Source organism: Bacillus pfraonensis (genome assembly GCF_050768835.1).
In the GTDB taxonomy this organism is placed as follows: Bacteria; Bacillota; Bacilli; order Bacillales; family Bacillaceae_G; genus Bacillus_A; species Bacillus_A pfraonensis.
The window spans coordinates 25,885-45,401 of record NZ_JAHCDO010000016.1 but is presented as its reverse complement, the minus strand read 5'-3'; the positions used below and the strand labels follow the sequence as shown (position 1 = coordinate 45,401).

At 36.8% G+C, this 19,517-nt stretch carries 16 protein-coding genes and 1 pseudogene; 15 read left to right on the top strand and 2 right to left on the bottom strand.

The window, feature by feature from the left end; all coding sequences use genetic code 11:
• The first annotated feature begins 74 nt into the window (after nucleotides 1-74).
• The 3 genes and pseudogenes from spoIVB to KFD70_RS16775 all read left to right on the top strand — a co-directional run bounded on the left by spoIVB (nucleotide 75) and on the right by KFD70_RS16775 (nucleotide 4,072).
• Nucleotides 75-1,376, top strand: a complete 1,302-nt coding sequence (gene spoIVB / locus KFD70_RS16785) for a SpoIVB peptidase (protein ID WP_336450037.1) — start codon at nucleotides 75-77, stop codon at nucleotides 1,374-1,376.
• 286 nt (nucleotides 1,377-1,662) lie between these two features.
• Nucleotides 1,663-2,457, top strand: coding sequence for a sporulation transcription factor Spo0A (gene spo0A / locus KFD70_RS16780; RefSeq protein WP_241814720.1), 795 nt, complete (start codon nucleotides 1,663-1,665; stop codon nucleotides 2,455-2,457).
• Nucleotides 2,458-2,748: 291 nt separating this feature from the next.
• Nucleotides 2,749-4,072, top strand: a pseudogene (locus tag KFD70_RS16775) (glycosyltransferase family 2 protein).
• A gap of 579 nt (nucleotides 4,073-4,651) precedes the next feature.
• Here KFD70_RS16775 and KFD70_RS16770 read toward each other — a convergent pair.
• Nucleotides 4,652-4,798 (bottom strand): YycC family protein, encoded by a 147-nt coding sequence (locus KFD70_RS16770; protein WP_174099073.1) that lies wholly within the window; start codon nucleotides 4,796-4,798, stop codon nucleotides 4,652-4,654.
• 49 nt (nucleotides 4,799-4,847) lie between these two features.
• Here KFD70_RS16770 and KFD70_RS16765 point away from each other — a divergent pair, with 49 nt between their 5' ends.
• Nucleotides 4,848-5,576, top strand: a complete 729-nt coding sequence (locus tag KFD70_RS16765; RefSeq protein ID WP_336450036.1) for a glycerophosphodiester phosphodiesterase — start codon at nucleotides 4,848-4,850, stop codon at nucleotides 5,574-5,576.
• Between the two features lie 39 nt (nucleotides 5,577-5,615).
• Here KFD70_RS16765 and KFD70_RS16760 read toward each other — a convergent pair whose 3' ends face one another.
• The gene (locus KFD70_RS16760) at nucleotides 5,616-5,849 is read right to left on the bottom strand and encodes a DUF2627 domain-containing protein (RefSeq protein ID WP_336450035.1); all 234 of its coding nucleotides are present in this window, start codon (nucleotides 5,847-5,849) and stop codon (nucleotides 5,616-5,618) included.
• A 138-nt stretch (nucleotides 5,850-5,987) separates the two neighbouring features.
• Here KFD70_RS16760 and KFD70_RS16755 point away from each other — a divergent pair, with 138 nt between their 5' ends.
• The 11 genes from KFD70_RS16755 (at nucleotide 5,988) to KFD70_RS16705 (ending at nucleotide 19,442) form a co-directional block, all read left to right on the top strand.
• Nucleotides 5,988-8,060, top strand: coding sequence for a sigma 54-interacting transcriptional regulator (locus KFD70_RS16755; RefSeq protein WP_336450034.1), 2,073 nt, complete (start codon nucleotides 5,988-5,990; stop codon nucleotides 8,058-8,060).
• 195 nt (nucleotides 8,061-8,255) lie between these two features.
• Entirely contained in the window at nucleotides 8,256-9,155 is a 900-nt protein-coding gene (gene yqiS, locus KFD70_RS16750) for a phosphate butyryltransferase (RefSeq protein ID WP_336450033.1), read from the top strand.
• Nucleotides 9,156-9,189: 34 nt separating this feature from the next.
• Entirely contained in the window at nucleotides 9,190-10,290 is a 1,101-nt protein-coding gene (locus KFD70_RS16745) for a leucine dehydrogenase (RefSeq protein ID WP_336450032.1), read from the top strand.
• Nucleotides 10,291-10,379: 89 nt separating this feature from the next.
• Entirely contained in the window at nucleotides 10,380-11,483 is a 1,104-nt protein-coding gene (gene buk / locus KFD70_RS16740; protein ID WP_336450031.1) for a butyrate kinase, read from the top strand.
• 4 nt (nucleotides 11,484-11,487) lie between these two features.
• Complete coding sequence (lpdA, locus tag KFD70_RS16735; RefSeq protein WP_336450030.1) at nucleotides 11,488-12,909, top strand: dihydrolipoyl dehydrogenase; 1,422 nt, start codon at nucleotides 11,488-11,490, stop codon at nucleotides 12,907-12,909.
• A 26-nt stretch (nucleotides 12,910-12,935) separates the two neighbouring features.
• A complete protein-coding gene (gene bfmBAA / locus KFD70_RS16730; RefSeq protein ID WP_336450029.1) occupies nucleotides 12,936-13,937 on the top strand; it encodes a 3-methyl-2-oxobutanoate dehydrogenase subunit alpha in 1,002 nt (333 codons plus the stop codon).
• 13 nt (nucleotides 13,938-13,950) lie between these two features.
• The gene (bfmBAB, locus tag KFD70_RS16725) at nucleotides 13,951-14,934 is read left to right on the top strand and encodes a 3-methyl-2-oxobutanoate dehydrogenase subunit beta (RefSeq protein WP_098490143.1); all 984 of its coding nucleotides are present in this window, start codon (nucleotides 13,951-13,953) and stop codon (nucleotides 14,932-14,934) included.
• A gap of 15 nt (nucleotides 14,935-14,949) precedes the next feature.
• Nucleotides 14,950-16,269, top strand: coding sequence for a dihydrolipoamide acetyltransferase family protein (locus KFD70_RS16720; RefSeq protein ID WP_336450028.1), 1,320 nt, complete (start codon nucleotides 14,950-14,952; stop codon nucleotides 16,267-16,269).
• 117 nt (nucleotides 16,270-16,386) lie between these two features.
• Nucleotides 16,387-17,088, top strand: a complete 702-nt coding sequence (locus tag KFD70_RS16715) for a DUF421 domain-containing protein (protein ID WP_336450027.1) — start codon at nucleotides 16,387-16,389, stop codon at nucleotides 17,086-17,088.
• A gap of 411 nt (nucleotides 17,089-17,499) precedes the next feature.
• The gene (locus KFD70_RS16710; RefSeq protein WP_336450026.1) at nucleotides 17,500-18,678 is read left to right on the top strand and encodes an FtsW/RodA/SpoVE family cell cycle protein; all 1,179 of its coding nucleotides are present in this window, start codon (nucleotides 17,500-17,502) and stop codon (nucleotides 18,676-18,678) included.
• A gap of 296 nt (nucleotides 18,679-18,974) precedes the next feature.
• Complete coding sequence (locus tag KFD70_RS16705) at nucleotides 18,975-19,442, top strand: NUDIX hydrolase (RefSeq protein WP_336450025.1); 468 nt, start codon at nucleotides 18,975-18,977, stop codon at nucleotides 19,440-19,442.
• Nucleotides 19,443-19,517 lie beyond the last annotated feature (75 nt).

Here is a 19,517-nt window from a genome sequence, read left to right as displayed (position 1 = left end):
TTATAAACAGAGCATTGCAAGGAGAGATTAAAAGATGAAGTCGTTAGGCTGAATGTGGGGTAGGAGCGAGGAGAGTGAACGAATTGAAATTAGAGCAATTCCGAAAAATAATAGGTCTTTGTCTCCTTGTTTCATTAATTTTTATCGGATGTTTTAAACCGCTTCGTACGTTTATTTCATCCCCGAAGCAACTCGTTATTTTTGAGGGACAACAATCAGAAATAGCATCATTTCCGGTTTTTCAGGCTTCATCCACAAATCATAATGTTTTTACAGTAAGTTCAAATAAAGAACAGAAATCTGGACTTGTAGTAAATTCGCACCAAAATGGTGAAGCAGATATGGTTTTTCAACTTGCTGGCTTTCCGGTAAAAAAAGTAAATGTTAAAGTATTAAAAGATTTTAAAGTAATTCCAGGTGGGCAATCAATTGGAGTGAAATTGAATACAAAAGGTGTGCTTGTTGTTGGGCATCATTTAATTCAAACTGAAAAAGGAAAAGTATCACCTGGAGAAGTAGCTGGTGTACAAGTTGGGGATATGATTACTGAAATTAATGGAAAAACCATTGAGAGAATGAGTGATGTAGCACCTTTCATTCATGACAGTGGAAAAACAGGTGAACCACTTAACCTTGTCTTATTACGAGATGGTAAGTATATTCGTACAAAACTAACCCCAGAAAAAGATAATGGTGAGTCGTCCTATCGAATTGGTTTATATATTCGTGATTCAGCTGCTGGCATTGGAACGATGACTTTTGTTCATACGGATTCCATGAAATATGGAGCGCTTGGTCATGTTATTTCTGATAACGATACGAAAAAACCAATTCAAGTAGAGGATGGACAAATTGTGCGTTCGACAGTTACTTCCATCGAGCGTGGTAGTCATGGAAATCCAGGAGAGAAATTAGCAAGATTTTCACCGGATCGTGAAGTGATTGGGAATATTACAACAAATAGTCCGTTTGGTATTTTTGGTAAGTTAAATACAGGTATAAAAAATGGCATAATGGATGAAGGGATGCCGATTGCATTATCACATCAAGTGAAAGAAGGACCAGCGAAAATATTAACAGTTATCGATCAAGATAAAGTAGAGGCATTTGATATTGAGATCGTAAGCACAGTACCACAAAAGTTTCCAGCCACAAAAGGAATGGTTGTAAAAGTTACAGATAAACGTCTGTTGGCCAAAACGGGTGGTATTGTTCAAGGGATGAGTGGTAGTCCGATTGTTCAAAATGGAAAAATGATTGGTGCTGTTACACATGTATTTGTTAATGATCCAACTTCAGGATATGGTGTCCATATTGAATGGATGTTACATGAAGCAGGAATTAATATTTATGAGCAAGAGAAAAAAGCAAGCTGATTCATATCAGCTTGCTTTTTTCTTGAGAAATTCGTTGAAATTTTGTAAAAGCTCCGCAAGAGCTGCTTTTTGTTGTAAAATAAAAGAAAAGAGTGAACGTTTCGTTGTAATCCTATGATGGAATGTGTAAAGAAAGGAAATAAATGAACGATAAACATATTTTTTTGTGATTTTATCGGAAATTAAGAAACTTTAAAAGGGAAATTTCACACAATTGTCGAACAATTCATGTAGCCTAGAAGCTTACACATGTCGGGAGAATCGATTCGGTAAGGGAGGAAAAGCTGTGGAGAAAATTAAAGTGTGTCTTGTGGATGATAATAAGGAACTCGTATCAATGTTAGAAAGTTATGTTGCTGCTCAAGACGATATGGAAGTGATTGGAATCGCTTATAACGGTCAAGAGTGTTTAAATTTACTGAAAGAGAAACAACCAGATGTACTCGTTTTAGATATTATTATGCCTCATTTAGATGGTTTAGCGGTACTAGAGAAAATGCGACATATTGAACGACTAAAGCAGCCAAATGTCATCATGTTAACAGCCTTTGGACAAGAAGATGTAACGAAAAAAGCAGTTGATTTAGGTGCTTCTTATTTCATCTTAAAGCCATTTGATATGGAAAATTTAACGAGTCATATTCGTCAAGTGAGCGGTAAAGCGAATACTGCAATTAAACGTCCACTACCATCTTTCCGATCTGCAACAACAGTAGATGGAAAACCGAAGAATCTAGATGCGAGTATTACAAGCATTATTCACGAAATTGGTGTACCAGCTCATATTAAAGGATATATGTATTTGCGAGAGGCAATTTCTATGGTATATAACGATATCGAGCTCCTTGGCTCTATCACAAAAGTTTTATACCCGGATATTGCGAAAAAATATAACACGACAGCGAGCCGTGTGGAACGAGCAATCCGTCATGCGATTGAAGTAGCATGGAGTCGTGGGAATATTGATTCAATCTCGTCCTTATTTGGTTATACTGTATCGATGTCAAAAGCAAAGCCTACGAATTCCGAATTCATCGCAATGGTTGCAGATAAGTTAAGGCTTGAACATAAGGCATCATAAAGGGTGATATTATAGGGTTTTTTAGTGTTTAGTGGTAATGTAAAGTTACCACTAAATTTCTTTTTATGCCAACAAATAACATTTAATGTAATGCGATAAACACTGTCCTGTATTAATTTTTGAATCAAACGATTGGTGGTATTTTTTGTTTGAATTTGAGTAGTTTCCTTCCTTTATATAGTTACAATTATTCGTTCATATTAAAAATTGGTTGAATATTGTATATAATTTGTTATTCCACTTTAAAATGACTGAATATTCAATTAAAACGCAAGCTGTAGGAGGATCAAAATGGAATTCGTGGGCAGCAAAGTAGTAACGGTGTTATTAGGTATATTTTTTTATTACTTTATATGTTAACGTTAATACTCTATATTATGTGATATTATCTTTTTTTGGCTTTAGTAGAGCAAAACGGGATTATGAATTAGTCGAAGATAAGACAAAGTTTTTAATCTTAGTAGCAGCGCATAATGAGGAGAAGGTAATTGGCTCAACTATTGACAATTTGAAAAAAATTCAATATCGTGACGATTTATATGACATTTATGTTGTAAATGATAATAGTTCTGATAGAACAGGTGCTATTTGTGAAGAAAAAGGAATGCAATATATAAATACAAGTGAACAGTTATTTACACGCGAGGGAGTCGGTAAGCCAGCAGGAATGCAATATGCATTACGTTATTTAGGGTTTGAAGAGTTAACACGAAAATATGATTGTTTAATGATTCTGGATGCCGATAATCACATTGATTCTAATGTTTTACAAGAATTAAATTCGCAGTACATTGCAAAGGGAAAACCAGAAGCGATTCAAATATATTTAGATTCCAAAAATTCGGCGACTAATTTGTCTCTTGGATACGCTATGAGTTATTATTTAACAAATCGTTTCTTCCAGTTAGCGAAATATCGTGTTGGGTTACCGAATGCTATTGGTGGAACTGGATTTATTGTTAAAATGGAGTACCTCATGAAACATGGAGGTTTTTGTTTTGATTCTTTAACAGAGGATTTAGAGTTAGAAATGGAAATTGTTAAAGATAACGGAAGGATACTATGGAATCATTTTGTCCGTGTGTATGATGAAAAACCGGATAATTTTAAAGTAAGTATTAAGCAACGCACACGTTGGTCGCAGGGGCATTGGTATGTAGCGTTTACGAACTTTAAACCGATGATGAGAAAATTATTTACTGAAAAAGATAAGATGAAAATTATTGACCAGTTATTTTACTTATTTGGTATGACACGTGCAGTTCAAATGACGATAACCTTAATGGGAATTTTAATTGCTATTGGCTATGTGATTGTGACGAAATCATATCAGGATATTCCGGATATAGGGAAACGACTCGTGGCGCTGATTTTGGGAGCCAGTATTATTTCTTTGGTACTGTTTACTTATCAATTTGTTGTTTGTATGTATTATGCAGTCAAGGTAGATACAAATCGGAAATATAAACTGCTTCAGATGAGTTTCTCAATTTTCTATTATGCATACACGTTTATATATGCCCAAATTATGGAATTAATCAAGTGGAAACAACAACATACATGGGTGAAAACGGAACATAACAAAACATCTATAAACCATAAAGAAGGCAAATAATAACCACGCAGTTTATTATGAATAAAAAATAGATAAGAAGGAGAGATGCTGTCTGATACCTCTCCTTCTTGTTTTAGTTAGTGGATTCCTGGTCATAAAGTTTAATAGAAGTAAATAGGTGTCAGTAGAAGCTTAAATAATGAAGACGAATAAAGGGTGAAGAAATTTAATTTATCCGCATTAACGGGCAGTAATACTTCCCCCTCAAAATTTGGCGGGAGTAATGTCCAGCTCTAGCGGCTAGAATCTCCGGTCGTTTTGCCCCTTTGAACGAGGAAAAAAGCACCTCTCTGCCTAGGACGCGGGCGTCCTGCGATTCTAAGTGAGCCGCTTCCGCTTTTCTAAAGAAGTTAAGTGGGAGATAAACTGCCAGTAAAAGCCCGATTGGTGAGGGCTGATAATCAGTGGGGGATGAAGAAAACCCCCACTGATTAAAGTTTCACTTTATTTAATTAACTCTATTTCTGTTATACATATGTTTCTTAAATTTATGTAAGAAACTACTTGTGATATTATGATATATAAGATAAAAATATAGTAAAGAGAAATAATAAAAAGCCCTGCAAAAACAGGACTATATTACTCTTCATCTTTATTTTGTTTTTCTAATTCAACTAGCTTTTGAACTAAAATGTGCTGCGGCATATGCATGATTTGCTCAAGTGGAACACCGAGAGCTTTTGATAGACGAATTGCCGTTTCTGGAGAAATTTGTAATGGTTTCATAGAAGTACCTCCTTTTTCGTATAGTATAGCATAGATTGGAGGAGTGAGGATGACTCATATATTTGCGCACCGCGGTGCGGCGGGGACGTATCCAGAAAATACAATGATTTCATTTGAAGCTGCGGAATCGTTTCGAGCAGATGGGATAGAATTAGATGTGCAATTTACGAAGGATGGAAAAGTTGTTGTAATTCATGATGAAACTGTCGATCGTACAACGAATGGAAAGGGAGCTGTTCGTAATTACTTATATGAAGATTTGCGAAAATTGGATGCGAGTCACAAGTTTTCGGAAAAGGTAGGTTTTTGTCCGATTCCTTTATTAGAAGAAGTATTAGGGTGGCTGCAATCTAATCGATTACTTCTGAATATTGAATTTAAAAATAATAAAATTCCGTATCGTGGTTTAGAAGAAGAGGTTATAACACTTATACGAAAATTTGATTTAGAAGAGAGGACAGTTTTTTCGTCTTTTAATCATTACAGTATAAAAAGATGTCATATGATGGCTCCGGATATTCAAACGGCTATTTTATACCGAGAAGGTTTACATAGCCCATGGGCGTATGCGAAAAAAATGGGAGCTACTGCTATTCATCCGAATCATCGCTATCTCCAAGATGCGATTGCTGAATTAACAATGGATAGTGGGGTAGAGGTTCGTCCTTATACAATAAATGATGAAACAGTTATGCGGAAATATTTTGATATGAACATTTCTGCAATTATTACAGATTATCCAGAAACGGCTAGAGCGTTATTGCCAGTAAAAAAATGAGACCTCTTATTAGAAAAGGTCTCATTTTTTTATGTTTACCTATCTTCGAAAACGAGCTTGTACTTTGTTTCGTTTACGATCGCGGTATAAAACGAACCCACCGAAGATATAAAAACCAATTGCAAAGCAGAATATACCCATTAAAAATTGTAACCATAATACAGGGATTGGAGATAAAAGAATACCGAATACAGTATCTCGCATTAATTTTATACCTAGCACTGCTAATGAAATAGGAATGAGTGCTAATAGAAGAGCAAGGTAACGCTGCATAGGTAACGCTCCTTTTCAGATAATTTCGTATATATTAAATGATGTTATATCGAAAGGGGATTTGTCAAGTAGTTGCTGAACGAGTAAGATAAAGGTGTGAAAAATTTTGCAGAGATACTTCGAGGGGAAGTGAAATGTGTGAAACAAAAAGTGTTAATTATTGGAGCAGGCGAAGGTGGAAGTACGATTCTAAGCTTGCTACAGACTTCGAATATATTTGAAATTATAGGGATGATTGATATAAATCCAAAGGCGAAAGGGTTACAATTTGCAAAGGAGCAACATATTGCAATTGGAGCGGATATAGAGCCCTTTTTGGAAGTTGATATTGACGTAATGTTTGATATGACGGGAGATTATCATTTACATAAAGTTCTTTTAGCAAAAAAGCGTGAAAATACACTTCTTATACCAGGGGATATTGCGAAAATCGTTACGAAGTTGGCGCATGAGAAAGAGGATTTAATTGAAAAACTGAAAGAACAAACACAGCAAGGAAATTTGATTTTAAATTCTACCCATGACGGAATGATCGTTATTGATGCAGAGGGTTATGTAAAGCTGTTTAATAAAAGTGCAGAACGTATAATTGGTTATAAAACTGGAGATGCGGTAGGGAAATATATTTTAGAAGTAATTCCGACTAGTAAATTACTTCGTATTATACGAACGAAACAAATAGAAGTGAATCATGAGTTGACGTTAGGGAATGAAAAAAAGATTATTACAACTCGTATTCCTATTTTAAAAGAAGATGGAGAGGTTCAAGGAGCTTTTGCTATTTTTAAAGATATTACAGAAGTTGTAGATTTGGCAGAAGAGGTTACGGACCTAAAAGAAATTCAAACCTTACTGGAAGCGATTATTCATTCATCTGAGGAAGCAATTTCTGTTGTAGATGAGAAGGGGAGAGGTCTTGTTATAAATCCCGCCTATACGAAGTTAACAGGCCTTACAGAGGATGACATAATTGGAAAACCTGCAACGACTGATATTGTAGAGGGTGAAAGTATGCATATGAAAGTACTTCGGACGCGTAGAGCGGTACGAGGAATTCATATGAAAATCGGTCAGAAGAAACGTGATGTAATTGTAAATGTTGCACCGGTTATTGTGGATGGCATATTGAAAGGTAGCGTTGGTGTTATTCGTGATGTCTCAGAAATTCAAAAGTTAACACATGAATTAAATCGGGCAAGACAAATTATTCGGACGCTAGAAGCAAAATATTCTTTTGAGGATATCGTAGGAACGTCTGATGAAACGATGGCGGCAATAGAACAAGCAAAGCTTGGAGCAAATACACCAGCAACAGTATTGCTTCGCGGAGAATCAGGGACTGGAAAAGAGTTATTTGCACATGCTATCCATAATGGGAGTAACCGGAAATATAATAAGTTTGTGCGTGTGAATTGTGCCGCTATCTCCGAAACTTTATTAGAAAGCGAATTGTTCGGTTACGAAGAAGGTGCTTTTTCTGGAGCGAGAAGAGGCGGTAAACGAGGTTTCTTTGAAGAAGCGAATAATGGAAGTATTTTTTTAGATGAGATTGGTGAGTTGTCTGCTAATACGCAAGCAAAACTATTACGTGTTTTGCAGGAAAAAGAAATTGTGAAAGTTGGAGGGACAAAACCAATTCCTATCAATGTTAGGGTTATTGCAGCGACGCATGTGAATTTAGAAAAAGCAATTTTGGAAGGTGAATTTCGGGAAGATTTATATTATCGCTTAAATAAAATTCCAATTCAAATTCCATCTCTTCGTCAGCGAAAGGAAGATATTCCAGTAATATCAGAACGATTGATTCAAAAAATCAATCAAGATTATGGCCGAAATGTAGAAGGGTTAACGGAATCGGCTATTGAATATTTGCAATCGTATGATTGGCCGGGAAACGTCAGAGAACTTGAGAATATTTTGGGACGGGCAATTATTTTTATGAACTATAATGAAATGTATATTGATGTGCATCATTTGCCTTCTTTGCATAAAGAAGACCAAGTGGAGTTAAAAGGAAGTAATTTACTACCAGAGTTAGAGGAGAAGTCTCTTGAACATTTAGTCACGGAGTTTGAAGGGAATATCATACATGAATATTTAGAGAAATTTGATGGGAATAAAACAAAGACAGCGAAAGCGTTAGGAATTTCAGTTCGAAATTTATATTATAAGTTAGAAAAGTATGACCATGCAAAAAATAGCATGCAATAAATTGCGTACCATGCAATTTATTGCATGGTATACAAAAAACGACAATTTAGGACAGAATATTATGTAAATTTATAAAGTACTGATTTCACTGTATTTTGTATGCGTTTTCATTATTGGTAGGACCAATTTGAAAAGTTGGCACGGTATTTGCTTATTAAATAGACGAGGGACGACGGAAAGGGTTGATTACAAAATATGAAGTTAAAACATCTAATTGATCAAGCGGCAGGACAACCTAAAAAAACTGTGGCTGTAGCAGTAGCTGAAGATCATGAAGTAATTGAAGCGGTAGCTAAAGCTATTCAATTACAGTTAGCTCAATTTCGTCTATATGGAAATCAAGAAAAAATTATGGGTATGCTACAAGAGCGTGGCTTACAAGTTTCAGAACATGTTCAAGTGATTGCGGCATCATCAGATGCTGAGGCCGCGGAACTTTCTGTTAAAGCTGTAAGAAATGGTGAAGCAGATGTACTTATGAAGGGAAACATCCCAACAGCAAGTATTTTAAAAGCAGTATTAAATAAAGAGTGGGGGCTTCGAAAAGGTAGCGTGTTATCACATGTTGCAGCGTTTGAAGTTCCAAATTATGATCGCTTTATTTTCGTCACAGATGCAGCTATGAACATTGCACCTGATGTACAGCAGAAAGCTGCCATTATACAAAATACTGTGGAAGTTGCCCGGGCAATAGGAATCGAATTGCCGAAAGTGGCTCCAATTGCAGCGGTGGAAGTTATTAACCCAGCGATGCAGGCTACAATCGATGCGGCGATGTTAACACAAATGAATCGTCGTGGACAAATTAAAGATTGTATCGTTGATGGACCGCTTGCTTTAGATAATGCTGTATCACAAATTGCAGCAGAGCATAAAGGCATAGTAGGTGATGTAGCAGGTAAGGCAGACATTTTACTCGTCCCAACGATTGAAGCTGGAAACGTGCTATATAAATCGCTTGTCTATTTTGCAAATGCAAATGTAGGAGCGATGATTGCTGGCGCAAAAGCACCGATTGTTTTGACATCTCGTGCTGATTCAGCAGAAACAAAAGTATATTCATTAGCTTTAGCAGTTGCGACTGCTTCTAAATAAACCAAAAGGGTAAAACAATTAGGGGGAAATGACAATGACATTAGAAATCTTCGAATACTTAGAAAAATATGATTATGAGCAAGTAGTATTTTGTCAAGATAAAGAGTCTGGATTAAAAGCAATCATTGCAATTCATGATACAACACTTGGACCAGCTCTTGGTGGAACAAGAATGTGGACATATGATTCTGAAGAAGCGGCGATTGAAGATGCATTGCGCCTTGCAAAAGGGATGACATATAAAAATGCAGCAGCTGGTTTAAATCTAGGTGGTGCAAAAACAGTTATCATCGGTGATCCACGTAAAGATAAAAGTGAAGCGATGTTCCGTGCACTAGGACGTTACATTCAAGGATTAAACGGACGCTACATTACTGCAGAAGATGTTGGTACAACTGTTGATGATATGGATATTATCCACGAAGAAACTGACTTTGTAACAGGTATTTCACCTTCATTCGGTTCTTCTGGTAACCCATCTCCAGTAACTGCTTATGGTGTTTATCGTGGTATGAAAGCAGCAGCAAAAGAAGCATTTGGCACAGATAGCCTAGAAGGTAAAGTAATTGCTGTTCAAGGTGTTGGTAACGTAGCATATCATTTATGCAAACATTTACACGCTGAAGGAGCACAATTAATCGTTACAGATATCAATAAAGAAGCGGTACAACGTGCGGTAGAAGAATTTGGTGCAACAGCAGTTGAACCAAATGAAATTTATGGTGTAGAATGCGATATTTATGCGCCATGTGCATTAGGTGCAACAGTAAATGACGAAACAATTCCACAATTTAAAGCAAAAGTAATCGCAGGTTCTGCAAATAACCAATTAAAAGAAGATCGTCATGGTGACACAATTCATGAAATGGGAATTGTATACGCACCGGACTATGTAATTAATGCAGGCGGCGTAATTAACGTAGCAGATGAATTATATGGATACAATAGAGAACGTGCATTAAAACGAGTAGAGTCAATTTATGACACAATTGCAAAAGTAATTGAGATTTCAAAACGTGATGGTATACCAACTTATGTTGCAGCAGACCGACTAGCTGAAGAGCGTATCGCAAGCTTGAAAAATACTCGCAGCACGTACTTACGCAACGGACATGACATCATTAGCCGTCGCTAATTCTTTCATATACAACTTCTACAAAAGCTGTGGTTACCTCTTATGAGGTTGCCACTGCCTTTTGAATTTATAAGGTGGAGGTAGCAACAGTGTCTTTAAATCGCATCCTTGTTATTAATCCGGGAAGTACATCTACAAAAATAGGTGTTTTTGATAATGAAAGACCCGTTTTAGAAGAAACAATTCGTCACGATGTAGATAAAATTGGAGAATATAAACGAATTATTGATCAATATGAATTTCGAAAAGAAACAATTTTAGAGGTTCTACATTCTCATGGCATTAATATTTCAAAATTAAACGCTGTTTGTGGACGCGGAGGATTACTTCGTCCGATTGAAGGCGGTACGTATACAGTGAACGAAGCTATGTTAGAAGATTTGAAAAATGGATATAGTGGCCACCATGCTTCAAACCTTGGCGGTATTTTGGCGTATGAAATTGCTTCTGGGTTAAATATTCCAGCTTTCATTGTTGATCCAGTTGTTGTTGATGAAATGGAGCCAATCGCTCGCATTAGCGGAATTTCTGGCATGGAGCGAAAAAGTATTTTTCATGCGTTAAACCAAAAAGCAGTGGCACGTAAAGTCGCGGAAGAACTTGGTCGTAAATATGAAGATTTAAACCTATTAATTGCACACATGGGCGGTGGAATTACAGTTGGTGCTCATAAGCAAGGGAAAGTCATTGATGTAAATAATGGCTTAAATGGAGAAGGGCCATTTAGTCCAGAGCGTGCGGGAACAGTACCGGTTGGTCAGTTAATAGAAATGTGTTTCTCTGGTGACTATTACCGCGATGAAATGATGAAAAAGATTGTTGGACAAGGCGGATTAGTGAGTCTTATTGGTACAAACGATGCAATTAAAGTTGAAAACATGGTCGAAAAAGGCGATCCTGAGGCAACTCTTATTTATAAAGCAATGGCATATCAAGTTGCGAAAGAAATTGGTGGAGCAAGCAGCGTTCTTCATGGGAAAATCGATGCCATCGTTTTAACAGGAGGACTTGCGTATAGCAAAATTCTTGTTGATGAGATCAAAGATCGTGTTCATTGGATTGCAGATGTGATTGTACATCCTGGAGAAGATGAATTACAAGCATTAGCAGAAGGAGCACTTCGCGTATTACGTGAAGAAGAAGATCCAAAAGAGTATGTTGTACGAGAAAAAGAAACGGTAGCTAGGGGTTGAGATAATGGCAAAAGAGTATGATTTAGTCATCGTTGGCGGCGGTACTGGTGGATATGTTGCTGCTATTCGTGCATCACAATTAGGGCTGAAAACAGCACTTGTTGAAAAAGATAATCTGGGAGGTACTTGCCTGCACAAAGGCTGTATTCCTAGTAAAGCATTGCTACGTAGTGCTGAAGTATATGCGACTGCGAAAAAGAGTGAAGAATTCGGTGTTGTAACAAGTAATGTAGAATTAAACTTTGCAAAAGTGCAAGAGCGTAAAGAAAAGATTGTAACGCAGCTTCACAAAGGTGTTCAACATTTAATGAAGCAAGGTAAAATTGATGTGTTTGAAGGTATCGGCCGAATTCTTGGACCTTCTATCTTCTCTCCAATGCCAGGAACAATTTCAGTTGAATTGGCAAGTGGTGAAGAGAATGAAATGTTGATTCCAAAAAATGTTCTGATTGCAACAGGATCTCGTCCAAATTCATTACCAGGATTAGAATTAGACGGAGAGTACGTAATGTCATCGGATCATGCCCTAAAAATGGAAACGCTTCCGAGTTCAATTATTATCGTCGGTGGTGGCGTAATTGGAATTGAATGGGCATCTATGCTTGCTGACTTCGGTGTAGAAGTTACTGTATTAGAATACGCAAAACATGTCCTGCCGCTTGAAGATCAGGATGTTTCAAAAGAAATGCAACGTTTATTAAAGAAAAAAGGTATTAAAGTGGTGACAGGTGCAAAAGTATTACCAGAAACATTGGTAAAAGATAATGGAGTAGCGATTCAAGCCGAGCACAATGGTGAAAATAAAGAATTCAAAGCAGAAAAAATGCTTGTATCTGTAGGAAGGCAAGCAAATACGCAAAATATCGGTTTAGAGAATACAGATATCATCGTAGAAAAAGGATACATTCAAACAAATGAATTTTACCAAACGAAAGAGTCACATATTTACGCAATTGGTGATGTAATTGGTGGCCTGCAACTTGCGCATGTTGCTTCTCATGAAGGGATTGTAGCTGTAGAACATATTGCAGGTAAAGAAGTTATGCCAATTGATTACTCAATGGTATCGAAATGCGTATACAGTAGTCCAGAAGTTGCTTCTGTTGGTTTAACAGAGCAAGAAGCAAAAGAAAAAGGCTATAAGTTAAAAGTAGGTAAGTTCTCATTCCGTGCAATCGGAAAAGCACTTGTATACGGAGAATCAGATGGTTTTGTGAAACTTGTAGTTGATGAAGAAACAAATGATATTCTTGGTGTTCATATGATTGGCCCACATGTAACGGATATGATTTCTGAAGCGGGTCTTGCAAGAGTACTTGATGCAACACCTTGGGAAGTTGCACATACAATTCATCCGCATCCATCTTTATCTGAAGCAATTGGTGAAGCTGCATTAGCGGTAGATGGAAAAGCGTTACACGCATAAAAATGTGGATTTAGGAGGTTATGAAAATGGCAGAAGTAAAAGAAAAGCGCCATGAAGAACTTGGCTTAAGTGATGAGCAAGTATTAGAAATGTATCGCACAATGTTGCTTGCGCGTAAAATTGACGAACGTATGTGGTTATTAAACCGTGCAGGAAAAATTCCATTCGTAATTTCTTGTCAAGGACAAGAAGCTGCACAAGTAGGCGCAGCGTTTGCACTTGATCGTGAAAAAGACTATGCACTGCCATACTACCGTGATATGGGTGTTGTACTAGCATTTGGTATGACAGCAAAAGAGCTTATGTTATCTGGCTTTGCAAAAGCAGGAGATCCAAACTCTGGTGGCCGTCAAATGCCAGGTCACTTCGGTCAGAAGAAAAATCGTATTGTAACAGGTTCATCACCAGTTACCACGCAAGTACCTCATGCAGTAGGGATTGCATTAGCAGGAAAGATGGAAAAGAAAGATTTAGTAACGTTTGTAACATTTGGTGAAGGCTCTTCTAACCAAGGTGATTTCCACGAAGGTGCAAACTTTGCTGGTGTACACAAATTGCCTGTTATTTTCATGTGTGAGAATAACAAATATGCAATTTCTATCCCTGTTGAAAAACAATTAGCATGTAAAAATGTATCAGATCGTGCAATTGGTTATGGTATGCCAGGGTACACAGTAGACGGAAACGATCCACTTGCAGTATATAAAGCTGTAAAAGAAGCGGCAGACCGTGGACGCCGCGGAGAAGGTCCAACTTTAATTGAAACAGTGTCATACCGTTTAACAGCACACTCTAGTGATGACGATGATCGTGTATATCGTGATAAGGAAGAAGTAGAAGAAGCGAAGAAAAAAGATTCGATCTTTACATTTGCGGCTTACTTAAAAGAAGTTGGCGTGTTAACAGAGGAATCTGAAAAACAAATGATAGATGAAGTTATGCATATCGTAAACGAAGCAACAGAATATGCAGAAAATGCTCCGTATGCAGCACCTGAAGATGCATTGAAGCACGTATACGCAGAATAGGGGGGAACGTTTCATGGCTGTAATGTCTTATATTGACGCAATTACATTAGCGATGCGCGAGGAAATGGAACGCGATGAGAAAGTATTTGTATTAGGAGAAGATGTTGGGAAAAAAGGTGGCGTATTTAAAGCGACAAATGGATTGTATGATCAATTTGGTGAAGATCGTGCACTAGATACACCACTTGCAGAATCTGCAATTGCCGGGGTAGCAATCGGAGCAGCGATGTACGGAATGCGTCCAATTGCTGAAATGCAGTTTGCTGATTTTATTATGCCAGCAGTAAACCAAATTGTTTCTGAGGCAGCAAAAATTCGTTACCGTTCTAACAATGATTGGACTTGTCCAATCACTGTGCGTGCACCATTTGGTGGCGGTGTTCACGGTGCATTGTATCATTCACAATCTGTAGAAGCAATGTTCGCAAATCAACCAGGTTTAAAAATTGTTATTCCTTCTACACCATATGATGCAAAAGGATTATTAAAAGCGGCAATCCGTGATGAAGATCCAGTATTATTCTTTGAACATAAACGCGCATATCGTTTAATTAAAGGTGAAGTGCCGGAAGATGATTACGTATTACCAATTGGAAAAGCAGATGTAAAACGTGAAGGTGATGATATTACTGTTATCACATACGGATTATGTGTTCACTTTGCTCTTCAAGCTGCTGAAAAATTAGCGCAAGATGGTATTTCTGCTCACATTCTTGATTTACGTACTGTATATCCATTAGATAAAGAAGCGATTATTGAAGCAGCTTCTAAAACAGGTAAAGTTCTTCTTGTAACAGAAGATAACAAAGAAGGAAGCATTATGAGTGAAGTAGCAGCAATTATTGCAGAAAACTGTTTATTTGACCTTGATGCACCAATTGCACGTCTTGCAGGTCCAGACGTTCCAGCAATGCCATATGCACCAACAATGGAAAAATTCTTTATGGTAAATCCAGATAAAGTTGAAAAAGCAATGCGTGAACTTGCGGAATTTTAATCGGGGGGACTATACATGGCTGTAGAAAATATCACAATGCCTCAGCTCGGGGAGAGCGTTACAGAAGGTACAATTAGTAAATGGCTCGTAAATGTTGGCGATCACGTAAATAAATATGATCCGCTTGCAGAAGTAATGACAGATAAGGTAAACGCAGAAGTACCATCTTCTTTCACAGGAATTGTGAAAGAATTAGTCGCTGGTGAAGGTGACACACTTGCAGTAGGTGAGGTTGTTTGTGTAATCCAAGTAGAGGGCGCAGATGAAGTAGCTGCGACAGCTGTAGAAGAGAAAACAAAAGAGGAACCAAAAGCAGAAATTGCTCCAGCTGAAAAAGCACCAAAAGTGAAGCAACCAACTGATGGTAAACCGCGATTCTCACCAGCTGTATTAAAACTTGCAGGTGAACATAATATTGATTTAGATTTAGTAGAGGGTACAGGAGCAAATGGACGTATTACACGTAAAGATATACTGAAACTTGTGGAATCTGGAAATATTCCGCAAGCAGGTGCAAAAAAAGAGGAAGTAGTTGTATCTGTACCGACTCCGCAAGAAGCACCAAAAGCCGCGCCTGCACCATCAGCACCAAAAGTGGAAGCGGTAAAACCAGTTTCTGTACCAACAGTACCTGGAGACATCGAGATTCCAGTAACAGGTGTGCGTAAAGCAATTGCTGCGAATATGTTACGTAGTAAACATGAAGCACCACACGCTTGGATGATGATTGAAGTAGATGTAACAAACCTTGTATCATATCGTAACTTAATTAAAGGTGAATTCAAAAAACGTGAAGGTTTCAACTTAACATTCTTTGCATTCTTCGTAAAAGCAGTTGCACAAGCTTTAAAAGAATACCCACAAATTAACTCAATGTGGGCTGGCGATAAAATCGTTCAGAAGAAAGATATCAACCTTTCTATCGCAGTTGCAACAGAAAGTGAATTATTCGTACCGGTTATTAAACAAGCGGACGAGAAAACAATTAAAGGAATTGCTCGTGAAATTACAGAGCTTGCAGGGAAAGTACGCACAAAATCATTAAAAGCGGACGAAATGCAAGGTGGTACATTCACAATTAATAACACAGGATCATTTGGATCGGTTCAGTCTATGGGGATTATTAATCATCCACAAGCTGCTATTTTACAGGTAGAATCGATTGTAAAACGACCAGTGATTATGGATAATGGCATGTTTGGTGCACGCGACATGGTTAACCTATGTTTATCTCTTGATCATCGTGTCCTTGATGGCTTAATTTGTGGTAAATTCTTAGGACGTGTAAAAGAAATTCTTGAAAATGTATCAGAGGATAATACGTCCGTCTATTAATTAGAATAATAAAATGAAACTTTAAAAAGCTAATCCGTTTGTAGGATTAGCTTTTTTTGTATATAGAAGCAATGGTAGCACACACTAAAAATAACATGATAGGAAAGGCGGATAGAGATGTGGAACTTCTTTTTTGAGCGAGAACATCTTTCGATTTTAGAATGGGGTTTACGTAGCGTTATTGCATATTTCTTTTTACTAGCTGTAGCAAAATTTATGGGCCAGCGTTCTATTTCTCAACTCCGTTTTCTTGATTTTATTACTGCTTTAATTTTAGGGAACATTTTAGCGCATCCGTTATCAGATGAGAAATTAGGAATGATTGGTTCGATGACTACAACAGCTGTGCTTATTATATTGTATAGTTTAACTGCCTTTTTGAGCTTGAAATGGGAAAGCTGGAGGCGTTTTTTAGAACCAGATCCACTTATTTTGATTCAAAATGGGAATATTGTATTAAAGAATTTAAAGAAAGCTCGTATTTCTATAGACTATCTGCTTTCAGAACTTCGTATGCAAAAGATTGAGGATATAACAAAAGTGGCGATTGCGCTTTGGGAACCTGGAGGGAATATTTCTTCTTTTTTAAAACAAGAGAATGAACCTGTAACCAAAAAAGAGGCTATGATTGAGGCGCAGCCTTTTTCAATACCATTTGTTGTAATGAAAGAGGGGAAAATAAATGAAGAAGCACTTGCTTTGTTTGGCAGAACAGAGAAGTGGTTACAAGAAAAATTACAGGAACAAGATACATACACCAAAGCCGTACTGGTAACATTAGATCAAAATGAAAAACTGTGTTTTATTCTTGAGAAATAAGAAACGTCTATTATGCGTTTCTTATTTTTTATCCCATAAAAGCTCGATTAGTGATGGAGGTTCACTTTACAGGAGTAATTTTGGAGGCGTTTTTTGTATGGGAATTTCTCTTTTAAGTGAAGTGAGTAGAGCTCAAAAGTACAAACACTGAATCTTACAATATATCGACAATGTATTATGAATTTACGAAAATACATTGCTGATATATTGTATATAGATATAAAATAAAGAAAGAATATTTTTTTGGCAAATCTTACTGATGAAACTGTAGTATAATGTATTGTATTGTTTGAAAAAGAAAGTTATTCTATATAAGTATTTTATAGATTAATGTGCAATCAGTCGTCAAAGCATGAAGAATGTTGACTCCTGGTTTTTTATTTTGCCTTAACAACGTTTCAGGAGGATGTCATGAAGAGGAGCATCGAGTTTCTAAAAAGTTTAGATGTAAAATTAATTTTAATTTTGGTTGTATTATGTATTACCAGCATAGCTGCCATATATAGTAGTCAACAAACAGGGCAATATGGAGATTCGAACTTTGCAATGAAACAAGGGATTAACTATGTAATAGGTATTGTGTTATTACTACTTGTTGCAAGTATTGATTTAGATCAATTGCAAAAATTAGCGTGGCCATTTTATATTGTTGGGTTTGCTTCGATTATAATACTTAAGATTTCACCATTTAAAGCTTTAACGCCTGAAATATTAGGGGCAAAAAGGTGGTTCAAGGTTCCAGTTCTTGGGGCAATCCAGCCATCGGAGTTTTTTAAAATTGCATTGCTTATTTTAGTTGCGAGTTTAGCAGTGAAACACAATGAAAAATATATGATACGAACATTTCAAACCGATTTAATTTTAATAGGTAAAATTATTTTAGTATCGATTCCACCAGCGTTGTTTGTATACAGTCAACCGGATACAGGGATGGTTTTCCTATATGCTGCAGGGATTGCATGTATTTTGTTTATGTCAGGTATTCAAAAGAAATTAATTGCATTATGTACAGTTATTCCCGTGACGGTATTATCTACGCTAATATTTATATATGTAAGGTACCCAGATATCTTTTTTAATAAGTTAGTTACGCTGTTAAAGCCACATCAACAATCACGTATTTTAGGTTGGTTAGATCCATTTGAACATGCAGATCAAGGGTACCAAACCCAACAATCTATTTTAGCGGTAGGTAGTGGGGGAATGGACGGAAAAGGATTTGGATATGGAAACGTCTATATTCCTGAAAAACATACAGATTTCATTTTTGCTACGATTGCTGAAGAAGGTGGATTTTTAATAGCTGCTTTTATTGTGTTTATGTTCCTTCTTCTTCTTTACCGTACAATTATAATTGGATATTCAGCAGATAATTTGTTCGGTACATTATTATGTGCGGGCGTAATTGGTGTTTTAACTCTCCAAATCTTCCAAAATGTTGGTATGATTGTTGGATTAATGCCAGTAAAAGGGATTGCGCTTCCGTTTTTATCATATGGAGGAAGTTCTTTATTTTCCAATATGATGATGATGGGGCTTGTATTGTCGGTAAGAAAAACGTATAAAAAGTATATGTTCTCAGTTAGTTAAATCTGATGCATTGAAAAAAGCTGATTCGTTCTTATGCGAATCAGCTTTTTTCATATCAAACTGAAAAAACGATTGTTAGGTAGGAGAGAGCATCCGGTCATGCATAGAAAGACCTCATACTGAATGAGACCAAAGATAGCAAAAGAGTGCAGGTCACCTTTTGCGTTTCATAGCAATGACTTATATGTTGAAAAATCAAAATAAATCTATTTAAAAAATAATTAACGCGTTTTACCATTTCTTGCATATGATACAATAGTGTGGACAACGAAATAAAAAAAGAAGGGTTTGTTTCGATGGGATATGTAGAAGAATTACGAAAAGTAGTTGGTCATCGCCCTTTAATTTTGGTTGGTGCTGTTGTTCTCGTATTGAATGAAGATGGACATGTTCTGCTGCAACAACGAACAGAACCGTATGGGAAATGGGGTTTGCTTGGCGGCTTAATGGAACTTGGAGAATCACCAGAAGAAACAGCTTACCGCGAAGTGTATGAAGAAGCAGGGATTCATGTAAAGAATTTAAAGCTCATTAATGTATTTTCCGGTGCAAATTACTTTACAAAATTAGCGAATGGTGATGAGTTTCAATCTGTCACGACTGCTTATTATACAAATGAGTATGAAGGAGCAATATCTGTGAATAAAGAAGAAGCAGTCCAGCTCAAATTCTTTCCAATAACAGAACTACCGGATTATATTGTAGGATCACATAAAAAAATGATCGAAGCATATGAGAAAATAGAAAAAGGAAGTAAAAAATAATATATAATGAATATAGAGATACAAAAACACAGTTCTGGTTGGTAGTCCAGACGCATACTAATATGCCAGTAACCT